22 protein-coding genes are annotated in these 22,195 nt (G+C 73.0%); 10 read left to right on the top strand and 12 right to left on the bottom strand.

Translation table 11 applies throughout. The annotated features are described in order from the left end of the window. Window positions 1-33: 33 nt before the first annotated feature. On the top strand, window positions 34-474 hold the full coding sequence (locus Psi01_RS28690) for a YybH family protein (protein WP_204067243.1): 441 nt from the start codon (window positions 34-36) through the stop codon (window positions 472-474). 37 nt (window positions 475-511) lie between these two features. Here Psi01_RS28690 and Psi01_RS28695 read toward each other — a convergent pair whose 3' ends face one another. From Psi01_RS28695 to Psi01_RS28725, 7 genes are all read right to left on the bottom strand, one after another. After that, window positions 512-2,023 carry a long-chain-fatty-acid--CoA ligase gene (locus tag Psi01_RS28695; RefSeq protein WP_204067244.1) on the bottom strand — a complete coding sequence of 504 codons (1,512 nt, stop codon included), beginning with the start codon at window positions 2,021-2,023 and terminating at the stop codon, window positions 512-514. Between the two features lie 11 nt (window positions 2,024-2,034). Continuing rightward, the gene (locus tag Psi01_RS28700; RefSeq protein ID WP_204067245.1) at window positions 2,035-3,510 is read right to left on the bottom strand and encodes a WS/DGAT/MGAT family O-acyltransferase; all 1,476 of its coding nucleotides are present in this window, start codon (window positions 3,508-3,510) and stop codon (window positions 2,035-2,037) included. A 48-nt stretch (window positions 3,511-3,558) separates the two neighbouring features. Next, the gene (locus Psi01_RS28705; protein ID WP_204067246.1) at window positions 3,559-4,560 is read right to left on the bottom strand and encodes an alpha/beta fold hydrolase; all 1,002 of its coding nucleotides are present in this window, start codon (window positions 4,558-4,560) and stop codon (window positions 3,559-3,561) included. Window positions 4,561-4,583: 23 nt separating this feature from the next. Further along, complete coding sequence (locus tag Psi01_RS28710; RefSeq protein ID WP_204067247.1) at window positions 4,584-5,765, bottom strand: hydroxymethylglutaryl-CoA reductase; 1,182 nt, start codon at window positions 5,763-5,765, stop codon at window positions 4,584-4,586. A gap of 237 nt (window positions 5,766-6,002) precedes the next feature. Then, window positions 6,003-6,959, bottom strand: a complete 957-nt coding sequence (locus Psi01_RS28715) for a phosphotransferase family protein (RefSeq protein WP_204067248.1) — start codon at window positions 6,957-6,959, stop codon at window positions 6,003-6,005. A gap of 39 nt (window positions 6,960-6,998) precedes the next feature. Continuing rightward, on the bottom strand, window positions 6,999-7,652 hold the full coding sequence (locus Psi01_RS28720; protein ID WP_204067249.1) for a class I SAM-dependent methyltransferase: 654 nt from the start codon (window positions 7,650-7,652) through the stop codon (window positions 6,999-7,001). Between the two features lie 53 nt (window positions 7,653-7,705). Next, on the bottom strand, window positions 7,706-8,206 hold the full coding sequence (locus Psi01_RS28725; RefSeq protein WP_204067250.1) for a hypothetical protein: 501 nt from the start codon (window positions 8,204-8,206) through the stop codon (window positions 7,706-7,708). 264 nt (window positions 8,207-8,470) lie between these two features. Between Psi01_RS28725 and Psi01_RS28730 the strand changes: the two genes are divergently transcribed. From Psi01_RS28730 to Psi01_RS28740, 3 genes are all read left to right on the top strand, one after another. After that, window positions 8,471-9,079, top strand: a complete 609-nt coding sequence (locus tag Psi01_RS28730) for a DUF4396 domain-containing protein (protein ID WP_204067251.1) — start codon at window positions 8,471-8,473, stop codon at window positions 9,077-9,079. Window positions 9,080-9,268: 189 nt separating this feature from the next. Continuing rightward, entirely contained in the window at window positions 9,269-10,372 is a 1,104-nt protein-coding gene (locus tag Psi01_RS28735; RefSeq protein ID WP_204067252.1) for a cellulose binding domain-containing protein, read from the top strand. Between the two features lie 176 nt (window positions 10,373-10,548). After that, the gene (locus Psi01_RS28740) at window positions 10,549-11,385 is read left to right on the top strand and encodes an NAD-dependent protein deacetylase (RefSeq protein WP_204067334.1); all 837 of its coding nucleotides are present in this window, start codon (window positions 10,549-10,551) and stop codon (window positions 11,383-11,385) included. Between the two features lie 11 nt (window positions 11,386-11,396). On the opposite strand, the gene Psi01_RS28745 is transcribed toward Psi01_RS28740, so the two are convergent. Then, complete coding sequence (locus Psi01_RS28745; RefSeq protein WP_239128109.1) at window positions 11,397-12,239, bottom strand: alpha/beta fold hydrolase; 843 nt, start codon at window positions 12,237-12,239, stop codon at window positions 11,397-11,399. Between the two features lie 125 nt (window positions 12,240-12,364). Then, window positions 12,365-13,231 carry an ATP-grasp domain-containing protein gene (locus Psi01_RS28750; protein WP_204067253.1) on the bottom strand — a complete coding sequence of 289 codons (867 nt, stop codon included), beginning with the start codon at window positions 13,229-13,231 and terminating at the stop codon, window positions 12,365-12,367. Between the two features lie 141 nt (window positions 13,232-13,372). Between Psi01_RS28750 and Psi01_RS28755 the strand changes: the two genes are divergently transcribed. Beyond that, complete coding sequence (locus Psi01_RS28755) at window positions 13,373-14,239, top strand: DUF4394 domain-containing protein (RefSeq protein ID WP_204067254.1); 867 nt, start codon at window positions 13,373-13,375, stop codon at window positions 14,237-14,239. A gap of 24 nt (window positions 14,240-14,263) precedes the next feature. On the opposite strand, the gene Psi01_RS28760 is transcribed toward Psi01_RS28755, so the two are convergent. Next, complete coding sequence (locus tag Psi01_RS28760; protein ID WP_204067255.1) at window positions 14,264-16,240, bottom strand: C1 family peptidase; 1,977 nt, start codon at window positions 16,238-16,240, stop codon at window positions 14,264-14,266. Window positions 16,241-16,368: 128 nt separating this feature from the next. Between Psi01_RS28760 and Psi01_RS28765 the strand changes: the two genes are divergently transcribed. The 3 genes from Psi01_RS28765 to Psi01_RS28775 all read left to right on the top strand — a co-directional run bounded on the left by Psi01_RS28765 (window position 16,369) and on the right by Psi01_RS28775 (window position 18,457). Then, window positions 16,369-16,581 carry a hypothetical protein gene (locus Psi01_RS28765; RefSeq protein WP_204067256.1) on the top strand — a complete coding sequence of 71 codons (213 nt, stop codon included), beginning with the start codon at window positions 16,369-16,371 and terminating at the stop codon, window positions 16,579-16,581. Between the two features lie 189 nt (window positions 16,582-16,770). Next, entirely contained in the window at window positions 16,771-17,694 is a 924-nt protein-coding gene (locus tag Psi01_RS28770) for a polysaccharide deacetylase family protein (protein WP_239128110.1), read from the top strand. A gap of 76 nt (window positions 17,695-17,770) precedes the next feature. Beyond that, a complete protein-coding gene (locus Psi01_RS28775; RefSeq protein ID WP_204067257.1) occupies window positions 17,771-18,457 on the top strand; it encodes a class I SAM-dependent methyltransferase in 687 nt (228 codons plus the stop codon). 17 nt (window positions 18,458-18,474) lie between these two features. On the opposite strand, the gene Psi01_RS28780 is transcribed toward Psi01_RS28775, so the two are convergent. Both Psi01_RS28780 and Psi01_RS28785 read right to left on the bottom strand, forming a co-directional pair. Further along, window positions 18,475-19,326, bottom strand: coding sequence for a DUF72 domain-containing protein (locus Psi01_RS28780; protein ID WP_239128111.1), 852 nt, complete (start codon window positions 19,324-19,326; stop codon window positions 18,475-18,477). Window positions 19,327-19,400: 74 nt separating this feature from the next. Beyond that, entirely contained in the window at window positions 19,401-19,724 is a 324-nt protein-coding gene (locus tag Psi01_RS28785) for an STAS domain-containing protein (RefSeq protein WP_204067258.1), read from the bottom strand. A gap of 442 nt (window positions 19,725-20,166) precedes the next feature. Between Psi01_RS28785 and Psi01_RS28790 the strand changes: the two genes are divergently transcribed. Beyond that, on the top strand, window positions 20,167-21,087 hold the full coding sequence (locus tag Psi01_RS28790; RefSeq protein ID WP_204067259.1) for a glycosyltransferase family 2 protein: 921 nt from the start codon (window positions 20,167-20,169) through the stop codon (window positions 21,085-21,087). 125 nt (window positions 21,088-21,212) lie between these two features. Continuing rightward, window positions 21,213-22,133, top strand: coding sequence for an MBL fold metallo-hydrolase (locus Psi01_RS28795; protein WP_204067260.1), 921 nt, complete (start codon window positions 21,213-21,215; stop codon window positions 22,131-22,133). Window positions 22,134-22,195 lie beyond the last annotated feature (62 nt).

A 22,195-nucleotide genomic window follows, 5' to 3' on the forward strand; every position in this document is an offset into this window, starting at 1 on the left:
GTGACCGCACCACCGACGATGAGGAGGAACCCGATGTCCGCCGACCACGCCATCGCCCGCCCCGAGGAGATCGTCCCCGCCACCGGCGACGACGCCCTGATCCGGGAGCTGATCGAGCGCTGGGTGCGCGCCGTCGACGCCGGAGACCTGGCCGGGACCCTCGCCGACCACGCCGACGACATCGTGATGTTCGACGTGCCGCCGCCGGCGGAGGGCGTGCGCGGCTCCGACGCCTACCGGGCCGCCTGGCCCGGATTCCTGGACTGGCAGGCGCGGGAAGCCCGCTTCGAGCTCACCTCGCTGGAGGTGACCGCCGGGCGGGACGTCGCCTTCGCCCATGCCCTGCTGCGCTGCGGTACCCCCGAGGATCTCGCGCGCGACCCGCGCAACCGCCTCCGGCTGACCTTCGGGCTGCGCAGGCAGGACGGGCGCTGGGTCATCGCCCACGAGCACCACTCCTTCCCCAGCCCGTAGCCCCCGGCTCCGGGCTGGGGGCTCCGGCGTCCCGGGCTCAGGCGGACGGTTTGAGGTCCAGTTTGGCGATCTTGCCGTTGGCCGTCTTGGGGAGCGTGTCCCGTATCTCCACCTGCCGGGGGTACTTGTAGGCGGCCATGCGGTCCCGGCAGTGGGCGATCAGCTCCTCCGCCGTCGCCGAAGCGCCCGGTTTGAGCGCCGCGAAGGCCTTGACCTCCTCGCCGAGCCGGACGTCCGGGACGCCGATCACGGCGGCCTCGGCCACGGCCGGATGGGTGTAGAGGACCTCCTCCACCTCGCGCGGATACACGTTGTACCCGCCGCGGATGATCAGCTCCTTCTTCCGGTCCACGATGAAGAAGAAGCCGTCCTCGTCCACGTAGCCGAGGTCGCCGGTGTGCAGCCAGCCGCCGGACATCACCTCCGCGGTCGCCTCGGGCCGACGGTGGTAGCCCTTCATCACGTGGAAGCCGCGGGTGACGATCTCGCCGATGTGCTCACGGCCCGGCGGGAGACGGTCGCCGTGCTCGTCCCAGACCTGCGACTCGGTGCCCCAGATGGGCTTGCCGACGCTGTAGGCCCGCCGCTCCTGCGCGCTGATGTTGAACGTCGTGGTCGAGGCGGTCTCGGTCAGGCCGTACCCCTCCAGAATGATCAGGCCGAACCGCTCCTCGAAGGCGTCCATGACGTGGGCGGGGATGGCCTGTCCCCCGGAGATGGCCACGCGGAGCGAGGAGGTGTCGTAGCGGTCGAGCTCCGGGTGGTCCAGCAGCGCCACGAACATGGTGGGCACGCCCTCGTAGATCGTGACCCGGTCCCGCTGGATGGCCTCCAGCGCGGCCTTGGCGTCGAAGCGGGGCACCAGCGAGAGGGTGCAGCCGAAGCGCACGCACACGTTCAGGATGCTCGACAGCCCGAAGACGTGGAACAGCGGCAGAATCGCCAGCGCGACGTCGTCGGGCCGGACGTCGAACAGCCGCCCGGGGATGTCGGCGTTCATGTAGAGCTGGAAGTGCGTCAGCTCGGCGCCCTTGGGCGCACCGGTGGTGCCGGAGGTGAACACGATCGCGGCGGTGTCGGAGGCCTCGCGTGCGGCGATCGGCCGTGTACCGGCGACCGGCCTGGGCAGCTCGGCGTACGGCCTGGCGGCGCGGGCGGGCGCGCCCACGACGAACACGTCCTTGACACCCGCCTCCTCGGCCCCGAGCGCCGCCTCCCCGGCCGCGCCCTCCCAGGTGACGAGCGCCCGGGCCAGCGAGTTGCGCAGGCTGTAGCTCACCTCCCGGGCCTTGAGCAGCGGGTTGAGCGGCACCACGACGGCGCCGGCCTTGAGGATGCCGAAGTAGGTGACCACGAACTGCGGGATGTTCGGCAGTTGCAGGGCCACGGCGTCGCCCGGCTGGACGCCGAGCGCGGCCAGCCCTTCGGCGACCGCGTCGGACGACGCGTCCAGCTCGGCGTAGGTCATGGCGCCTGCGGGGTGACGGACGGCGTCCCTGCCGGGCACCGCCGCCGCCGACTCCCGGAGGATGACGGCGAGGTTGAACATGGCGTTCTCCTTCAGGTGCCGGCCTTCTTCCCGGCCGCCGCCCGTGGGCGGGCCGCGGTCCGGCGGGGTCCGGCGGTTCTCGTGGAGGTGCGCTTGGCGGGGCGGTGGACCTTGACCAGGGCCCGCAGTTCCGCCCCGATGTCGTCGGCGAACCGGGCGACCTCGGGAGCGTTGTCGTAGTCGCCGGTGACGCCGATGGCGATCTGGTCGCAGTAGGTGAAGATGGACACGCCGGTGCGCAGCCCGGACGCGATGGGCACGTACGGGAGGATCTCCAGCGTGCGGCGGCCGAGCAGGTACAGCGGCTGACGCGGGCCCGGCACGTTCGTCGTGACGGTGACGATGTTGTGCTGCGGCAGGCGGGCGACCAGCCGCAGCCCCCAGTTGATCGGGGGGAACGGCTCGTGGCGGGCCAGCGTGGTCATCGCCTGTCCGGCCTGCGCCTCCATGCCGGCCTTGAGCTCGGCGAGGTGCTCGTGTACGGCGCGCAGCCGCTCGGCCGGTTCGGCGACGTGGACGGGCAGGAAGGGCAGCAGGCACGAGATGCGGTTGTCCGGGACACCCTCCTGGCCGCGGACCCGTACGTTGACGGGCACGAGAGAGCGCACGGCGCGCGGGCCGGGTTCCTCGCCGCGCTGGATCAGCAGTTTTCTGAAGGCGCCGCTGACGGCCGCCAGCGCCACGTCGTTGAGGCTGACGCCCGCGCGCCGCTTGACCTCCAGCAGGTCGCCGATGGGGGCGCGGACGACCGCGTACCTGCGCTGCTCGCCGATGGGGCCGGTGAGCGTCGAGCCGGAGGCGGGACGCAGAGCGCCGGCCAGGTTGAACAGGCCCCGGGTGGTCTCGGCGATGAGGCGGGCGGTGTCCTTCGGGGTGCGCAGCGCCCCGCCGATCATCCGGAGCTGCTCGACCGGGTTGAGCGCGAGGTCGCGCAGCGCGCCGGCGACCAGGCTCCAGGTGGACGGCTCCGGGCCGGGGTGCCAGGTGTCCTCGGGCATGGGGCCGCTGCCCCCGGGCGACAGGTCGAAGATCAGATAGTAGAGATGGGTGCCGGACACGCCGTCGACCATGCAGTGGTGCACCTTCGACACCAGGGCCCAGCGGCCGCCGGACAGCCCTTCGAGCACCCAGTACTCCCACAGCGGCCGGTCGCGGTCCAGCCGCTGCGACATGATGACGCCGATCAGCTCGCACATCGCCGCGTCGTCGCCGGGGGCGGGCACGCGTATCCGCCTGACGTGATACTCCAGCTCGAAGTCCGGGTCGTCCACCCAGACGGGCGAGCCGAGGTCGAACGGGAGCTGCCTGGCCTTCTGCCGATAGCGCGGGATCAGCGGCAGCCTGGCCCTGACGGCCGCGAGGAACTCCTCGTGGGCCGGCGGGGGGCCTTCGAGCACGGCGACGGAGGAGATCGCCAGCGACACCTCGGGTTCCTCGTCCTCGAGATCGAGGAACACCGCGTCAAGGGGGCTCAGATGGTCGGTCATGTCGATCGCCGCCGCTTCGCCGCAGGGGGTGGGACGTCGTCTTCAGCATCAGGGGGCGGACGCTGGACGCACAGAGCCGTTCGGCCCCGTCGCCGTCGCCGTTCGGCCCGGCCCGAACGGGTGGGTCGCGGTCCGTACGGCCTCGGCGGCGGCGTCCGAGGCGAGCCAGCGCAGGATCTCCGCGGCGGTTTCGCGGGGGGCCTCCAGCTGGGGGACGTGGCCCACGCCCGGCAGGATCACCAGTTCCCACGAGGGCTGGGTCCTGGCCAGCGCCCGGGAGGCGGCGGCGGGGACCAGGCGGTCCCGCTCGCCGTGGACGAGCAGGCCCGGGGCGCGGATCGCGCGGATCGCGCGCCGGTAGGACGAGCCGGGCGGGCCGCCCGCCGTACGCACCACTGATCGGGCCGCGTGCAGGAAGTCGCGTTCGGCGTGCTCCAGGGTCGCCCGGTGGCGTGCCAGGTCGACGTGGGCGGCGACGACCTCGGGCGGCACCCGTGAGGGGTCGGCGCAGCACATCCTGAGCACCATGCCGACCGTGGTCTCGGGGGACAGGGTACGGCGGCGGCCTATCACGAGGCGGCCGAACAACGGCGTGGCGTACGCGGCGAACAAGGCCGCCACCAGCGGGTCGGGCAGGGCGGGCACGAACGCCGCCGCCGGGTTGAGCAGCACCAGGCCCGCGACGGCCTCCGGGTGGGTGCCGGCCTCGAGGAGGGAGATCATCCCGCCCATCGAGTTGCCCATGAGGATCACCGGGCCGCCGGCGACCGCGGTGACGAAATGGTGCAGCAGGCGCCGGTTGGCCTGGACGGTGGTGGACCTGCCGTCGGCGCGGGTCAAGCCGTGCCCGGCCAGGTCCGGCGCGATCAGCCGGCAGCGGCCGGTCAGCAGCGGGGCCACGGCCAGCCAGTTGAGGGCGGACCCGCCGAGCCCGTGCACCGCGACGACCACCGGCCCGTCGGGCGGGCCGCCGTAGTCGATGTAGTGGACCGGGCCGTGGAGATCGGCCCACCGGCTCCGGCCGGGTTCCCCGGCCTGTGTCGTCCCCATGTCGCCCCCTTAGTACTGATATTTCATGAATGTTCTGGACCTGGACGGTTGCGGCCGAGACGTTCGTGGGCGTCCACCCAGTCGTCCCGGACCACGGCGCAGGCCAGGGACACCTCGCCGGCCAGTACCGTCGCCGCGCAGATCTCGGCGAGCCTGGCCGCCTTGCCGGGACCCCGGCACCCCAGCAGTTCCAGGCACTCGCGCTGGGTGGGCAGGCCGGTGCCGCCGCCGCAGGTGGCCACGATCAGTGCGGGCAGGGTTGTCGACCAGTAGTAGTCGCCCGAGTCCAGCAGCCGCGTATAGCTGAGCGCGGCGTGCGACTCGGCCACGTTGGCGACGTCCTGGCCGGTGGCGATGAACAGGGCGGCCAGCCCGTTGGCCGCGTGCGCGCCGTTGCTCGCCGAGCCCGCCAGTGTGGCGCCGGTCATCGTCACCTGGCGCCACCGGAACAGCTCGGCGGCCTCCACCCCCATGAGGGCCCGCAGCCTGCGCCGGTCCAGCACCGCCTCGGCGACCACCCGGCGTCCGCGCGTGAGCAGGGTGTTGATCTGGGAGTGCTTCTTGTCTGTGTCGATGTTGCCCGACAGCAGGTAGGCCGGCCTGCCCGGATGGGCCGCCCTGATCCACTCGCAGGCGGCCCTGGTGGCCTTGCCGGTCATGTTCTGGCCCGCCGCGTCCCCGGTGGTGTAGTTGAAGCGCAGGTAACGGAGCGGGCCCACCTGGTACTGGCCGATGTTCCGCAGCCGCCCGTGCCGCGTCGTGGCCTCGGCGACCTTCCTGATCTCGGCGAAGTGCTCCTCGACCCAGACGCCGAAGTCGCGGGCCTGGAGCGCGCCGTCGAAGGAGAACACCGGGCCGCGCTGCATGGACTCCTCCACGACGGCCGCCGTGACGCCCCCGCATTCCGTCAGCAGCCGCATGCCGCGGTTGTAGCTGGCCACGAGCGTCCCCTCGGTGGTGGCCAGCGGCACCAGGAAGTCACCGCGGGCGTGCTCGCCGTTGATCCGCAACGGCCCGGCGACGCCGATGGGGACCTGGGCGACGCCGATGAAGTTCTCGATGTTGCCCTTCGCCGCGGCGGGGTCGTACGGGCCCGCGCCGCCGACGTTCACCAGCGCGGCGCCGGTGTGCTCGGCGAGCAGGCGGCGGCGCAGGGCGGCCATGCGCGCGTTGTGGTCGTCGACGGGGTCACGCGGAACGCGCACCCGCCGGCCCGTGGCCGACCGCGCGGGGCCGGCCGGATCTGTGACACCCACGGCTCTCACTTCCCGCCATGTGCCGGATGCTCCCCCATCGTCGGCGGCCGGGCCGCGGGGAGGAAGAGTCCTTGGCCCTGTCCTGCCGGGGACCTCCGGGCCGGCCCGGCCGGCGGAACGGGCCGTAGCGGCTTGCGGATCCGCCGGGTGGCCGCGCTTTCCGGACGTGTCCGGCGGGTGCGCGTTTCAGGCCCATCCGGTCCGTACGCGCAACCACTCCAGAGCGGTCTCCCCCTGGGCCCCCTGGAAGGCGCGCAGCGTCGGCAGGCCGGGCGGGTCGGGCTGGCGGGACTGCCGGAGGAAGTATCCGGTGACCGCGGTGAGCACGGTGGTCACCGCTCCGGGGTCGGCCTCCCGTCCGACCGGGTGAGCGGTGAAGACCTCCTCAGAGGGCGGGCCTCCCTGCATCCGCACGCTGGGCAGCATGCCCAGCAGATCGAACCAGCCCGCTCCGACGAACGCCCACGGCCAGTCGACGACCATCACCCCGCCGGCGGTGAGCAGCAGGTTGTCCGCCCGGATGTCACCGTGGACCAGGCTGTCCCCCGCGATGGCGTGCGTCCAGCGCGCCTCCGTCTCCGCCAGCGCGTCCAGGTGACGCACCGCCCACGGGTCGAGGCCGGCCAGGTCGTCGGCGCCCGTCTCACGGGCCTCGACCAGGCGCCGCCATCCCTGGAACTGCTCGCCGAAGCGCTCCTCGGCGGGCGGGGCGGCGATCGGAGAGGGAGCCAGCTCCTCGGCCAGCCGGGTCAGGGAGTCCAGGACCCGGTCCAGCTCGTCGGCCCGCCACGGGTCGACCGGCGGGCGGCCGTCCACGTCCTCGAACAGCAGCGCGACCCAGCCTTCGGAGTCGAACGAGGCCAGCAGCCTGGGCGCGGGCACACCGGCGGGAAGCGCCGCGGCGATGCGGGCCTCGCTCCGGTAGATGTCGGCGGTGAACGGGTTCGGCTCGGGACCGGCGGCCTTGACGAACGCACGCCGGCCGTCGCCCAGCCTCAGCCGTACGGCCGCGCCCGGTGAGAACCCGCCGGACTGGGTCACCGCGTCGGCGACCGGCGCGCCGAGACGCGCCTCGACGGCCTGACGGATCTGCTCGGGCACGTCCTGCCACGGCAGGCGCACTCCGCTCGCGGGGGCGTTCATCACGCCATGATGGCGAAGACCGCCTTCACCGGCACTTCATTAAATCGTGGCGATCACGGCGTAGCGCTCGTCGTCGATCTCCCGCCCCCACAGCATCGGGTCGGTCAGCGGCTCCACCCGGAGTTCGGTCACCAGCTCGCGCAGGGCCCCGGTGAGGACCGCGGCGCCCACCCCGCCCATCCACGGCATGGCCTCGGCCCCGGCGACGTAGCCGGCTCCGTCCGCCGGCATGTTCCACCGGCCTTCGACCAGCACCAGCCGGCCGCCCGGCCGCAGCAGGTCCGTCCAGCGGCGCAGCGCTGCCCGGGGGTCGGGGAGGGTCCACAGCAGGTGCCGGGCCAGCACGACGTCGAAGCGGCGAGGTCCCACCGGCGGGTCTCCGGCGTCGCCCACTATCGCCTCTCCCCCGGTGCCGATCCCGGCGCCGGCGAGCTTGGCCCGGGCGTGCGCGATCATCCGCGGCGACAGGTCGACGCCGACCGGCCGGTGCCCCTGCTCGGCCAGCAGGAGCATCAGCGAGCCGGTGCCGCAGCCCAGATCGAGCACCCGTGAGGGGGCCGGTGGCAGCCACTCCCGCAGCCGCCGCCCCCAGGCGGCCCGCACCCGCACGTCGCGCAGCCCGTGGTCGGCCTCCTCGTCGAAGCGCCCGGCCGCAGCGTCCCAGTATCCGGCGATGGATGACGTCGATGCCATGACGGCATCATGGCGGCCCCCACCGACAAATCCGCGGCGTCCGGGGGCGTCCGTCAGCCGTGCTCGGCGTGTTCGCCGTGGTCGCCCACCTGGGCGTCGAACCAGGAGTGCAGCGCCGCCACCAGCGCGGGATCGGAGACGGTGTAGGTGAGCCTGGCACCGTCGGGAAGTTCGGCGTAGGCGACCTCGATGTCCCGGTAGCCGGTCGACAGCTCGCGCAGGCCCGGCATGGACGGACCGTGGATGGAGGCCGGGTCGCCGAAGTCGCCGCGCCCGAAGCGGGCGGCCTCCTCGGTGAGGTGCTCGCGGATCAGACGGATCTGCCCGGCGTCGGAGGGGTCGTCGGAGACGACGGTCTGCACCCCGCCGCCGTCGGTCTTGGTGAACCGGTGCGTGGTGCGGTCGAGGTCGAACGGCATGACGGTCCGCCCCCGGTCCGCCACCTCCCGCTGCCGGGCGTCGCCCGCCGTGGCGCTCAGGGCGGTCAGCCCGACCGCGACGACGGCGAGGGCGGCGAGGGCGGCGGCGACCGCGACGCGGTTACGGCCGCTCATCGGCGGACTCCGCAGGCCGTACGGGATCGCAGCCCCCGTCGTGACACATGGGTCTCGCAGCTCCGATGAGCAGACAGCATGGATGACATGGTTCGACCGTACAACCACATGGTTCGACTACACAACCTTTTACGACACGCCCGGGCGAGATACCCCCCATGGGCACCCGGGAGACGGGCATGCCCGGAGGGCCGATTGCGTTATACCCCATAGGGGTATATGTTCATATGCGTCGACCCGCACCGGCGAGTTAAGGAGCACACGATGTCCGGATCCGCACAGCACGTGAACCACACCGGACACGAAGACCACCGGCACCGTGCCGGCCACGGAGAGCACGGGCAGAGTCCTCGGCACCACGGACACGAGGCACGCGACCACGAGGGTCACGGGCACGAGGGTCACGGGCACGAGGGTCACGGGGGTCATCCGGCCAGGACGACCTGGCGGACGGCCGCCTCGGCCACCCTGCACTGCCTCACCGGTTGCGCCATCGGCGAGGTGCTCGGCCTGGTGATCGGCACCGCGCTGGGCTGGTCCACCGCGCCCACCATCGTCCTGGCCGTCGCGCTGGCCTTCTTCTTCGGCTATCTGCTCACCCTGATCCCGCTGCGCCGGGCCGGGGTGGCCTGGGGCACCGCGATCAAGCTCGCGCTGGCCGCCGACACCGTGTCCATCATCGTGATGGAGATCGTCGACAACGGCGTCATGCTCGTGATCCCCGGAGCCATGGACGCCGGGCTCGCCAACGGCCTGTTCTGGGGCGCGCTGGCCTTCGCCCTGCTGGTGGCCTTCCTGGTCACGACCCCGGTCAACAAATGGATCATCGGCCGGGGCAGGGGCCACGCGGTGGTCCACGCCTACCACCACTGATACCGCCGTCGGCCGCCCGCCGGGGACCGGCCCTCACCACCCCGGACACCGTCCCCGCCCTTCGCCCGATCCTGAAACTTACACACCGGTCCCGGCGGCGCCGCAGGTCAGGCGCTCGACGGGACCGGTGATCTGTTCCGTCACCGACGGCCGTCCTTACGATCTGCGCAGCCGACGACGGGAGCAGAGATGTCGAGGATCAGCGCCTTGCTGGCGGCGCTCGTCACCCTGGCCGCGGGATTCCTGGTGCTGACCGCCACACCGGCCAGCGCCGCCCCCATCAAGATCATGCCGTTGGGCGACTCGATCACCGGATCCCCCGGCTGCTGGCGGGCCCTGCTGTGGAACAGACTCCAGAGCACCGGGCACACCAACGTCGACTTCGTCGGCACCCTGCCGCCGCAGGGCTGCGGGGTCGCCCACGACGGCGACAACGAGGGTCACGGGGGCTTCCTGGCCACCGACGTGGCCCGACAGAACCAGCTGCCCGCCTGGCTGGCGGCCACCCGGCCCGATGTCGTGATGATGCACTTCGGCACCAACGACGTGTGGAGCAACGTCCCTCCCGCGACGATCCTCGACGCCTACACCACGCTGGTGAACCAGATGCGGGCGAGCAACCCCGGCATGAAGATCCTGGTAGCGAAGATCATCCCGCTGAACCCTCCCACCTGCTCCGAGTGCGCGCAGCGCGCCGTCAGCTTCAACAACGCGATCCCGGCCTGGGCCTCGGCCACCTCCACGCCGCAGTCGCCGATAGTCGTCGTCGACCAGTGGACGGGCTTCAACACGGGCACCGACACCTACGACGGGGTGCACCCGAACGCGGCGGGCGACCGGAAGATCGCCGACCGGTGGTACCCGGCGCTGGTGAACCTGCTTTCCGGGTCCTCCCCGACGCCCACGGTGACGCCTACAGTGACCCCGACGGCGACCCCCACCATCACGCCCACCGCGACCCCGACGGCGACCCCCACGGTCACGCCGGCCGGCGGTTGCACCGCCACGTTCAAGAACGCCGGCCAGTGGACCGGCGGCTTCCAGGGCGAGGTCACGGTCAAGAACACCGGCACCGCCGCGACGAGCGCCTGGACGGTCCGATGGACCTTCGCCGACGGCCAGCGGATCAACCAGATCTGGAACGGCACGCTGACCGTGAACGGCTCCGACGTGAGCGTGCGCAACGCCGGCTGGAACGGGTCCCTCCCCCCCGGGGCCTCGGCCGTCTTCGGCTTCCTGGCCTCCTGGAACGGCGGCAACGGCGCCCCCTCCCTCACCTGCACGCCCATGTGAGACGCCCCGAGTCCGGCATCACGGCTCGGGCACGCGCGGGCATCGGGCACCATGGACATGTGGCTCAGGTGGTGGGCGGGGATCCCGGCAGCGCGTTCGGCACGCCGTACGGCCCGGCGGTCGTGCCCTCCGGGCCCGCCTCCGCGGCTCCGTCCCGCGCACCCGGCCCGGCGGGCATGAGCGCCGACCAGCGGTTGCGGATGCTGGCCGATCTCGTCGCGGACGGCGAGGTGGTGGTCCTGAGCGGGGCCGGTCTGTCGACCGAGTCCGGCATCCCGGACTACCGCGGGGAGACCGGCCGCAGACGGCGGGCCGAGCCGATGACCTACCAGAAGTTCGTCGGCGGCGCCGCCGCCCGCAGGCGCTACTGGGCGCGCAGCCACCTGGGATGGCGCCACATCACCCGCGCCGCCCCCAACGCCGGTCACCACGCGGTCGCCGGACTGCAGGACCGGGGGCTGATCTCCGGGATCATCACCCAGAACGTCGACGGCCTGCACCAGGCCGCCGGGGCGCGGCAGGTGATCGAACTGCACGGCGGCCTCGACCGCGTGCGCTGCCTGGGGTGCGGCGAACGCTCCTCCCGAGAGCTGCTCGACCGGCGCCTGCGCGAGGCCAACCCCGCCTGGCACGCCCGGACCGACACGATCAACCCCGACGGAGACGCCGTCCTGGACGACGACCAGGTCGACTCCTTCCGCGTCGTCGACTGCCTGGGCTGCGGCGGGCTGCTCAAGCCGGACGTGGTGTTCTTCGGGGAGAACGTGCCCAGGCCCCGCGTCGAGGAGTGCTACGCGCTGACCGAGCGCGCCGGCCTGCTGCTGGTCCTCGGCTCCTCGCTGACCGTGATGTCCGGCTACCGGTTCGTCCGCCACGCCGCGCAACGCGCCATCCCCGTCGTCATCGTCAACCAGGGCCCGACACGGGGCGACGCCGACGCCCTGCTGACCCTGGACGCCCCTCTCGGCCCGGCCCTCACCGCGCTCCTGGCGGAGTCCGCCCCGGCCGGGTGAACCCGCCGGGCCTACTCCGTGCGCGCCCGCAGCCAGTCCAGGGCCGATCCGGCGGAGTTCATGATCGACAGGTGCCCGTCGCCCGGGGACAGCCGCAGCTCCGCCGAGGGGCAGCGGCGGGCGAGCCACTCGCCGTGCGAAGCGGGCACGACCCGGTCCCGGCCGCCGTGCATGATCAGCACCGGCGCGGTCACCTCGGCCGGGTCGAACCCCCAGGGGGCGACGTAGGCGAGGTCGTCGTCGACGAGCCCGCCGGGCCCGGCCGCGGTGGCCGGGCCGACGACGTCGCCGAACCAGGACCACTCCCCGGAGAGCGCGGTGTGGTCCTCAGGGGTGAACATCTCCGGGTCGTACTCGGCCGAGGCCTCGTACTCCTCCTTCACCGCGCGCCCCTCGGCGGCGGCCCGCAGGGACGCCGCGCCGGAGGGCGTCATGCCCGCGAACCAGTCGAGCCCTTCGGCTCCGGACGGGGCCAGTCCGGCCACGCTCACGACGCCGAGCACGCGTCCGGGCAGCAGCGCACCGCAGGCCAGGGCGTGCGGCGCGCCTCCGGAATGCCCCATGACCGCGAAGCGGCCGATGCCGAGCGCGTCGGCCACCGCGCAGACGCAGGCGGCAGCCGACGCCACGTCCCGGCCCGGCAGCGGGGTCGAGCCGCCGTATCCGGGCCGGTCGTACGACACCCAGCGGATACCGAGCCGTTCGGCGGCCGGGAACAGGGGTCTCGGGGGCGAGCCGATGTTCGGGGTGCCGTGGTGCCAGAAGACGACCAGGCGGCCGTCGCCGTCCTCGCCGGTGTCGTAGACGTGGAGCGTACGGCCGTCGCCCAGCCGCAGATCGCGTTCCTTGATCACCCGGCGAGCCTAACGACCGCGACCGCCCCGCACCAGACGCGCCGTTCAAGACCGCGACCGCCCCGCACCGTTCAAGACCGCGACCGGACGCGCCGGGACCGTGGCCGGGAGCGGCGCTTGCGGCGCTATCCCCCGGCGGCGAGCAGCGCGTCGGCCAGCACCCCCGGATCGGCCGTCGACGGCCAGTCGCTCACCTGGCCGTCGCCCACCTCGATGACCCGCCAGACCCCGTCGGCCCGCCGTACGAGATCGGTCGTGACGAACCGGGCGTCCAGCGCCCGCACCGCCGCGCGCACCTCTCCCATGTCGCCGGGGCCCTCGGTCGTGTCCCCGGGGCTGTCCGGATGCGGCCCGGTGAAGACCGGCTCGCCGTCCAGCCACCACACCCGCAGCTGCGCGCCGGTGAAGTGCTCGAACTCCCGGACCACCAGCCCGCCGGTCAGGTCCTCGCCCTGCAGTTCGACGAAGCGGGCCGCAACCCGTTCCAGCGCCTCCGGGTCCGGCGCGTAGCACGCCTCGAGCCACTCGTGCTTGCGCGACTTGACGTAGTCCTTGACGACGAAACCGCCGTCTCCCAGCCCTGCCGCCAGCCGTGTCAGCCGCTGCCCGTCCGGCGCGGGCCCGCCCGGCGCCATCGGCAGTACGGCCGTGCGCGGCGTCAGGTCCTGAAAGCAGGGCAGCCAGCCGGGCAGCTCGTGGGCGCGCCGGTAGTCCGCGGCGCCGGTGAGCAGGCGGCAGCCCCTGGCCGCCAGAACCTCCTCCAGCTCCGCGTACCGCTCGGCGCTCAGCATCCAGCCGCGGTACCAGACCGGGCCGAACCCGTCCGGCACCCGCGCCACCGCCTCCCCGGCCCGGCCCGCCTCCAGCGCGTCGTGGTCCACCAGCGCCACCCGCCCGTCCCGGTCGCGTACGGCCGACGCCTGCGCGGCGAAGTGCGGGTCGGCCCGCCGGGGCCGCAGCGGGTCGGAGCAGAACAGCACGCCTACGGTCATGATCGGCAGGATACGGCTCTTTCCCCTCACCCGGTCACGGCCGCCGGGCGGCGGGCGGCGGGGTTCATCCGGACGCCGGGTCCGGGCGAATGGAGGTCATTCGCTTCCAACCGATCCGCTTCCGATCAGAGGAGATGAACGATGCGCATCACACTGGCCCTCGCCGCCGCGGCGGCGGCCTGCGTCTGCCTGGGAGCCGCCGTCCCCGCCCACGCTGGGGACGCGGCGGCGCCCAAGGTCGTCGGCCTGGTAGGCGACGACACCCTGGTCACGTTCCGGGCCGACGCCCCGCAGCGGGTCACGCGGCTCGGCAGGATCAGCGGGCTGACCGGCGACGTCAAGGTCGTCGGCATCGACTTCCGCGTCCAGGACGGCAAACTGTACGCCGTGGGTGACAAGGGCGGGATCTACACCGTCGCCGGCACGAAGGCGACGAAGGTCTCCCAGCTCACCGTGGCGCTCGACGGCCGCGACTTCGGCGTCGACTTCAACCCGGCGGCCAACCGCCTGCGGGTGATCAGCGACACCGGGCAGAACCTGCGGCACAACATCGACGACCCGATGGGCGCGCCCGCCCGGGGGGCGACCGCGACCGACGGCACCCTCACCAACCCGCCGGTCCCGCCGGCCACGACCGGTGCGACCGCGACCGGCGTCTCCGGCGCCGGATACACCAACAACGACCTCAGCCCCGCCACCGCGACCACGCTGTTCGACGTGGACACCACAGCCGACCAGGTGTCGGTCCAGTCCCCGGCGAACGCCGGGAACCTCGCCCCCACCGGCAAGCTGGGCCTGGACGCGGCCGAGGGCGCCGGCTTCGACGTCTTCAGCACCCTGCGCAACGGCGTGACCGTCTCCAACGCCGCCTACGCCACCCTGAAGACCCCCGACGGCTACCGCTTCCACTCGGTGGACCTGCTGACCGGCACGGCCTCCCGGATCGGCGTCTTCCCCAAGAACCGCCAGGTCACCGATATCGCCGTCCAGCTCGACGGCCAGGGCTGACCCGGAGCACCGCCGGCCGTACGGTCAGCGCTGCCTCGGGGCGTACGGCCGGTAGCCGTTGCCGGCGCCCGGCTCCCTCAGGCCGAGGACGCGGGCGACGATCGAGGTCATCGTCAGCGCGTTGGAGTCGAAGTCGGAGTGGGACGTCGCGTCGCAACGACCGAGCGGTTGCGCGAAGGAGTGGGAGAAGATCGCCGTCCCCCCGACACCGGCGATCTTCTTCCGCAGGGTGCCGCCGTCCCCGTCCGGCCTGTCGAAGAACTTCTCCATGCCCAGCAGCGGGACCTCCTCGCCGTTGCTGGGCCCTTCGAAGCCGCGCGAGACCAGGTACAGGATCGACTTGTGGTACAGGGCCAGCGGGCCCACGCCGCACACGTCGTCCAGCTCCAGCCGGTCGCTCAGCGCGAAGGTGGCGAAGGAGCGCACCTGCCCGTTGCCGAGGTGCGGGAGCACGCGCTTCAGGAAGGCGTCCACCCGGATCGCGGGCGCCGTGAAGGTCAGCGTCTCGACCGGCACGCGCAGGGCCGCCAGCCGTTCCAGCAGCCCGGCCAGGAAGATCGCTCCGGCGCTGTGGCTCACCAGGTGCACCTTCACGCCCGGGTTCTCGGTGACGTACCTGCGCAGGCGCAGCGCGGTGAGCGTCGCCCCGGGCCCCTCCGCGGCGGTCGACCTCCAGTCGACCTCCCGGGTCACGGGCGCCGAGGCCAGGTCGGCGTTGTCCTTCATCTGCTTCCACGCCCACGCGAGCCTGGTCCTGGCCAGGGCCTCGGCGAGCCGGTCGACGCCCTCGAAGAACCCCAGTCCCGCCCCGACGGGCACCCGCGTGCGGAGCAGGTCGATGACCTGGTCGATCAGGGTGTCCCACGGCCCGGTCTGCCAGGAGAAGAATACCGGGTAGACCCGGTTGTTGCGCCACCACTGGAGGTTCGCCTGGGCGATCCGCAAGCCGTCGGAGACGCCGGTCAGACCGCCGTGGGCGTACAGCACGACGTGCCGGGCGCCGTCGCCTCCGTCCCGCGCCCAGGTCTCGTGGGCCGCCCTCATCCGTGTGAAGATCCCGTCGATCTGCGCGGGCGAGCTGTCGAGCGGCCCCTCGCGTGACAGCTTCCCGTCGTTGCCGATGTTGACGACGTACTCCCGCAGCTCGACCGGGTCGGGCGCGGAGACGGCGCGGATGCGCGGTCCGTCCGCGACCCGGCCGATGCTCCCGGCGGACGGGGTGCCGGGCACGCCCAGCCGCGCCACCCAGGCGTCCAGCAGGTCCAGCTCGTCGTACGGGAGGGTCGCGTACCCGCCGCGCCCCCACCGCCTGCCCCAGGAGTTCTGCACCAGGAACCCGACCGCGTTGTAGCCGACCAGGACGAAGGCGTGCCCGCCGAGCGCCGTCGGGCGGGGCGGCCGCCTGATCACGTGCATGGTCTCGCCGTCGTGCCGCTCCCGTTCGGGCCGGATCCAGCCGTCGTGCAGGACGGCGGACACGCAGACCGAGCCGATCTCCCGGATGGCCGACTGCAGGTCGTCGAAGCGCGCGAGGTCGACCCGGTAGTAGGCGCCCATCGGCCGCCGCAGGCACTCGGCCCGGATCTTGGGGTCGGACAGGTCGGGCAGCGGGTCCGGGTCGGGGAACCTCCAGTCCTCCTCGGGCAGCACGCCGTGGTGGTACCAGCCCTTCAGCGCGCCGCGCAGCGAGGAGCCGATGTCGGCGGTCCCCTCGAACTCGTCGTAGCGGCGGGCCAGGTCGTAGAGCATGTACGGGCTGACCGGCGCGCCGGTGTCGCGCAGCAGGTTGTTGATCAGCGCCGCCAGGGCGTGGCCCGTGCAGGACTCGCCCTCCTGCTTCATCACGTACCGGCCGGCACGGGTGTCGACGACCGGCTCCAGCGGCGCCAGGCTCGGCCGGTACGACAGGTCCCGCTCGTCGAACACGTCGGGCAGGACGTTGAGTGCGAAGGAACCCGCCCCGGGGATCTCGATCTCTCCTGGCGGCGCGGTCTTGGTCATGGCGCTCTCCGTTCGGGTCCTGATCCCGCGACCGTACGGCCGCCGCCCCCGGCACCGCCCCGGGTGCGGCACCGGGGGTTTCCCCGGTCCGGCGCCGCCGGCCGGGGCCTTCCCCGGGACGGCTCCCGATGCCGGTGCTCCCCGCCGCCGTGCCCGCGGGCTGGGTGACGCAGGCGCTGCCCGGCGTGAACCTCGACCAGGGGCAGCTGACGGCCTTCATGGTCGCGTCCATGACCACCGTCGTGGCCCCCGCGCTGAAGTGGCTGCAGGACCGGCAGCAGCACGAACGGCTCGTCTCCGACGGCCGGGCGGAGCCGGTCCGGCCGCCGCAGCAGAAGTAGCGGCATATCCCCCGTCCCCGTTCCCATCCCCGTCCCCCGGACCGCGGGGGACGGAAGTCCCCATCCGAAAGCGCATCCGGCGCGAACCAGTTGCGTCTCACGGTTGTCGAAATGGTTGGAACGATCCATATTTCGCCACGATACAGAGCGTCCTCACACGGCTGGACGTGTGGTGGACGGGGGGACTCGATGAAGATCAGCGGGGAGTCGCGCCTGCCGGTGCGACCGGGAACGAGGCGGTGGGCTGCGGCTCTGCTCGCCGTGGCCGCTCTGACGGCGGCGTGCGGCACCGACCGGGCGGCCGGTGCGGCCGACGGCCACGCGGACGCGGCCCGGTCCGCGCCGGCCGCCGAGGCCGTACGGGCACCGGCGACGGGCTCCGGTCATCGGGCACGGCATGCCGTACGGGCCGGCGGGGAGCCCGGGATGTCACCTGAGATGCCGGCTGAGATGTCGGCTGGGCCGGCGTTCCCCGTGCGCGCCGCCGGCCAGTCGGCCGGCTGCCGCCGGGCCAAGTGCATCGCCCTCACCTTCGACGACGGCCCCGGCCGGTACACCGGCACGCTCCTGCGCCACCTGGCGGCCCACCGGGCCCACGCCACCTTCTTCGTGGTGGGGCAGAACGTCGCCGCCAACCCCGGGCCGGTGCGGCAGGCCGTCAAGGCGGGCCACGAGATCGGCAACCACAGCTGGTCCCACCGGAACCTGACCACGCTGTCGGGCGCCGAGATCCGCTCCGAGCTGGCCCGCACCGACCGGGCCGTCAAGGCGGCCGCGGGCGTCACGCCGAAGATCGTCCGCCCGCCGTACGGGGCCTTCAACGGCACCGTCCGCAGCCAGACGACGCGTCCCGTGGTCCTGTGGAGCGTGGACACCGAGGACTGGAGATACCGCGACAGCGCCGCGGTGGCGCGCAAGGCCGTCAAGTCGGCGTCGCCGGGGGGCGTCATCCTGTTCCACGACATCCACCCCACGACGGTGAAGGCGATCCCGAAGGTGCTGGAGAGCCTGTCCGCACGGGGCTACCGGTTCGTCACCGTCAGCGAGCTGTACGGCGGGAAACCGCCGAAACTCGTCTACGGCGGCTCCCCGCGAGCCGCCGTGGCGCTGTGACCGGGCCCGCGCGCGGTGCAGACGCGCGCCGTGCAGACGCGCGCCGTACAGAACCGATCCGCACAGAATGGGGAGGGTGACTTCACGACGCCTCTACCACGGCACCGGCCCGGGCCCGATCACCCCCGACGGCTGCGCGGTGGACTACTACGCCACCCTCACCGCGAACGGCGAACCCGAGATCATCCACTCCGTGATCCCGCCCGGCGCGGGCGTCCTGGAACTCGGCGCGGGCACCGGGCGCATCACCCACCCCTTGATCGGCCTGGGCCATCCGGTCGTCGCGGTCGACGAGTCCCCCGACATGCTCGCCCACATCTCCGGCGCCGAGACGGTCTGCTCCTCCATCCAGGACCTGGACCTGGGGCGGACCTTCGAGGTGGTGCTGCTGATGTCGTTCGTCATCGAGACCGCCGACGACGACCTGCGCGCCGCGTTCATCCGCACCTGCCGCCGGCACGTCGCCGACGACGGCCGCGTCATCCTGCAGCGCAAGCCGCCCGAGTGGTACGACACCGTCGAGCCGTTCGAACGCCGCACCGACGACGGCCGGACCGTCCGCATGACCGGCGTCAGCCGCCCCGAGCCCGGCCTGCTGGCGGCCACCATGGAGTACACCGTCGGCGACCGGCACTGGACCCACTTCTTCCTCAGCCGCCGCCTCGACGACGACCGGCTCGAACGCGAGCTCAACCGGGTGGGCCTGACCGTCTACGGGTTCCTCGACCCCGACCGCGAGTGGGTGCTGGCCGTACCCCGCTGACGGGCGCAGGCCGGAGGTCAGAAGAGGGTCAGCGGCTCGGCCGGGAGCGGCTCGGGCAGCGGCTCGACCTCGGGCAGGCGGGCACGCACCTCGTCGTGGAAGCGGCGGGCGAGCGCGAGGGCGTCGGCGTTGTCGGGGGTGTGGACGAACACCGTCGGCGAGCGGCCCTCGCGCAGCCACTCGGCGACCGTGCCGACCCAGTGCTGCCAGCCCTCGACCGTGCCCGCCTCGTCGTCGCGGCCGATGTAGCGCACGATCGGGCGGTCGGTCAGGGCGAGCGACCGGCGCGGCAGGCGCGGCTTCTTCGCCCAGGCCTCCCGCTCCGCTTCACTGACCGGAGGGCTCCGGAACAGGGCGGTGGTGTCGAAGGGGACCCACTCGGCGTCCGCACCGGCGAGCACCCTCTCCAACTGGCGACCGGACTGCGGATCGTCGAAGAACGCGCGGTGCCGGACCTCGACGGCGTACCGGTGGGCGGCGGGCAGCGTGCGCAGGAACCCGGCCAGCACGGCCAGGTCGGCCGGGCCGAACGACCCCGGCAGCTGCACCCACAGGGCGTGGGCCCGCGGGCCCAGCGGCTCGATCGCCTCCAGGAAGGCCCGCAGTTCCTCCTCGGCGCCGATGAGACGGCGCTCGTGCGTGATCGTCCGGGGCAGCTTGACCACGAAGCGGAAGTCGGGCGGGGTCTGGCGCGCCCACGACTCCACGCTGCTCCTGGCCGGTGTCGCGTAGAACGTGGTGTTGCCCTCGACCGCGTTGCACCAGGTCGCGTAGGCCCGCAGGCGCTCCCCGGCGGGAAGCGGATGGGGCAGGAAACGCCCCTGCCATGGTTTGTGAGTCCACATCGCGCATCCCACGTGAAGCCGCATGACCTCGACGTTATCGAAGTCCGGCGAATGCCCGCCATCCGGGTGATCGCCGGACGCCCCGGCGCCGGGGACTGTCACCGGATCATGGTTCCCGGAGGCCGCCTGCGCCCCGGCGCCGCGCCGTCGACTCCGGTGACGATCACCCGGCCGCCGGAGTCGCGCGCGTGCCGGTCGGCGGCGTCGAGGATGGCCCAGCCCGAGGAGTCGATCGCGTCGAGCGCCCTGACGTCCACGATCACGACCGGCGGGACCCGCGCGGCCAGTTCCCTGGCCAGCAGCACGTGGAGCATCGGGGCGGTCACTCCGCTCAGGTGCCCGGTCAGGTGGAGGACGGTCAGGTCGTCGTACGGCTCGACCTCCGCGTGCAGACCGGCCGAGGAGTGCTCGCCCTCGCTCACAGCGCGGCCCCGCGGCGGTGCGGGGACATGGCGTGAACGACGGTGCTGAGCATACTTCGGTTCTCCTGGAAGACATGCGGGAACAGAGCCGACCAGTCTTCCCGGCACACCTGCGCGCAGCCTAACAGCCCGGACCCCGCGCAGGGAAAGGGCTTTCGCCGTACGGCCCGCCATCCGGTCACCGGCTGACGGCGCAGGGGTGCTGCCCCTCCCCTACCGCGGCGTGACCGCGCGTTTCCCCCGCCCGCCGTCGTCCCGGTTTTTCTTTGCCGCCCTGTGCCCGCGGGCGGTTCCGGCTCATGTGTCGGCCTCCGCACGCCGGGAAGCAGAGCCGTATGGCTGCAATCACTCCGCGGAGCACCGCGTTCAGCGATCACATGCTGATTCAGCACCGCTGTTCCCACAGGATCGAAGAGCTCGTCCTGGTCGAAATCCACGGCCGATGACCACCGAAGCCGCCAGAAACGGCGCAGATCACCGGATCGTGAACGCGGCGGTCGCCGGAGCCCGCCGCAAGGAGAAGCACGTGACGACCCGCACGACGGTGGTCGTGACCACCCGGAACCGCCGCCGCGAACTGGAACTCTCGCTGAAGCACCACGAGGGCCCGGTCATCCTCGTCGACAACGGCTCCACCGACGGCACCGCCGACGCGATACGCACGGCGTTCCCGCATGTCGAGGTGGTGGAGCTGGACCGCAACATCGGCGCGCCGGGCCGCAACGTCGGGGTACGGCTGGCCCGCACGCCGTACGTCGCCTTCGCCGACGACGACTCCTGGTGGGCGCCCGGGGCGCTGGAGCGCGCCGCCGACGTGCTGGACGACCATCCCCGCCTGGCGGTGCTGGCCGGGCGCGTCCTCGTGGGTACCGAGGAGGAGCCCGACCCGATCTGCGCGGAGATGGCCGACTCCCCGCTCAAGGTCAGGCCGGACGCGCCGGGTCCGAGCGTCCTGGGCTTCATGGCCTGCGGCGCGGTGGTGCGCCGGGAGGCGTTCCTGACCGCCGGGGGCTTCGACGACGTGGTCTTCTTCTACGGCGAGGAGGAGCGCCTCGCGCTCGACCTGGCCGCGGCCGGCTGGGACCTCGCCTACGTCGACGACGTCGTCGCCCACCATCACCCCTCGCCCGCGCGCGACCCCCGCGGCCGGCGGATCCTGGCCGCCCGCAACATGGTGCTCACCGCCGTCATGCGCCGGCCGTGGCCGGTGGTGGCGCGCAAGGTGTTCGAGGCCGCGCGCCGCGGCCCGGAGGGCAGGCGCGGACTGCGCGACGCCGTACGCCGGCTGTCCCCGGCACTGGCGATGCGGCGCCCGCTGCCACCGCACGTCGAGACGGCGCGCAGGCTGCTGGACACCGCCTGAGCTGTGCTTCCCGGACCGGAGGTGATCCCTCGCCGTACTCCCGGAACGTCCTCCGCCGCCGCGGTCCGGCGGGGGTCAGGGCCGGGAGCTTCCGGCGGAATACGGCTCTCGGCTAGGGTCACCCGATGAGAATCCGGTTCGGTCGTCCCGACATCTCCCGTTACGCGGACCGCTTCGACCTGCCCGAGGCCGGTCCCGGTCTGTCCGTCACCTTCCTGGGCGTGGCCACCCTCCTCGTCCGGGACGGGACCTCGGCCGTCATGACCGACGGATTCTTCTCCCGCCCTTCGCTCCTGTCGGTGGGCGTACGGCGCATCGCCCCGGACCGGGCGCGCATCGACGCCGCTCTGACACGGGCCGGGGTGACCTCGCTCGACGCGCTCGTCCCCGTGCACACCCACTTCGACCACGCGATGGACGCGGCGGCGGTCGCGGCCCGCACCGGGGCCCGGCTGGTCGGCGGCGCGTCGGCGGCCAACGTCGGACGCGGCGGCGGCCTGCCCGGTGACAGGATCGTGCAGGTCACGACGGGTGAACGGGTCGAGTACGGCGCCTTCGCGCTGACGCTGGCCGAGTCCCACCACTGCCCGCCCGACCGCTATCCCGGGACCATCGACCGTCCCGTCGTGCCGCCGGTCAAGGCGTCGGCCTACCGCTGCGGCGAGGCCTGGTCCCTGCTGCTCCGGCACTCGGGCGGCCGTACCGCGCTGATCCAGGGCAGCGCCGGCTTCGTCCCGGGCGCCCTGAGCGGGTGGTCGGCCGAGGTGGCCTATCTCGGCGTGGGCCAGCTGGGCGTCCAGGACGAGGACTACATCCGGGCGTACTGGAGGGAGACGGTCGAGACGGTGGGCGCCCGCCGGGTCGTCCTCATCCACTGGGACGACTTCTTCCGCCCGCTGGACAGGCCCCTGCGCGCCCTGCCGTACCTCGGCGACGATCTCGACGCCACCATGCGCGTCATCGACCGCCTCGCCGCCGAGCAGGGCGTCCCGGTGCACTTCCCCACCCTGTGGCGACGCGAGGACCCCTGGTCCGGCCTCTCCTGACTCTGTAGGACGGAACCTGGCCTACTTCCGGAATAGCGTCGCATCGACGACCCTCACACTCC

Origin of the sequence: Paraplanobispora siamensis, assembly GCF_016863175.1 — a bacterium.
GTDB lineage: Bacteria > Actinomycetota > Actinomycetes > Streptosporangiales > Streptosporangiaceae > Planobispora > Planobispora siamensis.

What these genes read in the sequence shown, in the direction of transcription:
- Psi01_RS28740 (WP_204067334.1), top strand. Translation starts at nt 10,549, where the DNA reads ATGAGCGCCGACCAGCGGTTGCGGATGCTGGCCGATCTCGTCGCGGAC.
- Psi01_RS28705 (WP_204067246.1), bottom strand. Translation starts at nt 4,560, where the DNA reads ATGGGGACGACACAGGCCGGGGAACCCGGCCGGAGCCGGTGGGCCGAT.
- Psi01_RS28790 (WP_204067259.1), top strand. Translation starts at nt 20,167, where the DNA reads ATGACCACCGAAGCCGCCAGAAACGGCGCAGATCACCGGATCGTGAAC.
- Psi01_RS28760 (WP_204067255.1), bottom strand. Translation starts at nt 16,240, where the DNA reads ATGACCAAGACCGCGCCGCCAGGAGAGATCGAGATCCCCGGGGCGGGT.
- Psi01_RS28735 (WP_204067252.1), top strand. Translation starts at nt 9,269, where the DNA reads ATGTCGAGGATCAGCGCCTTGCTGGCGGCGCTCGTCACCCTGGCCGCG.
- Psi01_RS28730 (WP_204067251.1), top strand. Translation starts at nt 8,471, where the DNA reads ATGTCCGGATCCGCACAGCACGTGAACCACACCGGACACGAAGACCAC.
- Psi01_RS28725 (WP_204067250.1), bottom strand. Translation starts at nt 8,206, where the DNA reads ATGAGCGGCCGTAACCGCGTCGCGGTCGCCGCCGCCCTCGCCGCCCTC.
- Psi01_RS28780 (WP_239128111.1), bottom strand. Translation starts at nt 19,326, where the DNA reads ATGCGGCTTCACGTGGGATGCGCGATGTGGACTCACAAACCATGGCAG.
- Psi01_RS28770 (WP_239128110.1), top strand. Translation starts at nt 16,771, where the DNA reads ATGAAGATCAGCGGGGAGTCGCGCCTGCCGGTGCGACCGGGAACGAGG.
- Psi01_RS28755 (WP_204067254.1), top strand. Translation starts at nt 13,373, where the DNA reads ATGCGCATCACACTGGCCCTCGCCGCCGCGGCGGCGGCCTGCGTCTGC.
- Psi01_RS28715 (WP_204067248.1), bottom strand. Translation starts at nt 6,959, where the DNA reads ATGAACGCCCCCGCGAGCGGAGTGCGCCTGCCGTGGCAGGACGTGCCC.
- Psi01_RS28765 (WP_204067256.1), top strand. Translation starts at nt 16,369, where the DNA reads ATGCCGGTGCTCCCCGCCGCCGTGCCCGCGGGCTGGGTGACGCAGGCG.
- Psi01_RS28795 (WP_204067260.1), top strand. Translation starts at nt 21,213, where the DNA reads ATGAGAATCCGGTTCGGTCGTCCCGACATCTCCCGTTACGCGGACCGC.
- Psi01_RS28700 (WP_204067245.1), bottom strand. Translation starts at nt 3,510, where the DNA reads ATGACCGACCATCTGAGCCCCCTTGACGCGGTGTTCCTCGATCTCGAG.
- Psi01_RS28695 (WP_204067244.1), bottom strand. Translation starts at nt 2,023, where the DNA reads ATGTTCAACCTCGCCGTCATCCTCCGGGAGTCGGCGGCGGCGGTGCCC.
- Psi01_RS28720 (WP_204067249.1), bottom strand. Translation starts at nt 7,652, where the DNA reads ATGGCATCGACGTCATCCATCGCCGGATACTGGGACGCTGCGGCCGGG.
- Psi01_RS28750 (WP_204067253.1), bottom strand. Translation starts at nt 13,231, where the DNA reads ATGACCGTAGGCGTGCTGTTCTGCTCCGACCCGCTGCGGCCCCGGCGG.
- Psi01_RS28690 (WP_204067243.1), top strand. Translation starts at nt 34, where the DNA reads ATGTCCGCCGACCACGCCATCGCCCGCCCCGAGGAGATCGTCCCCGCC.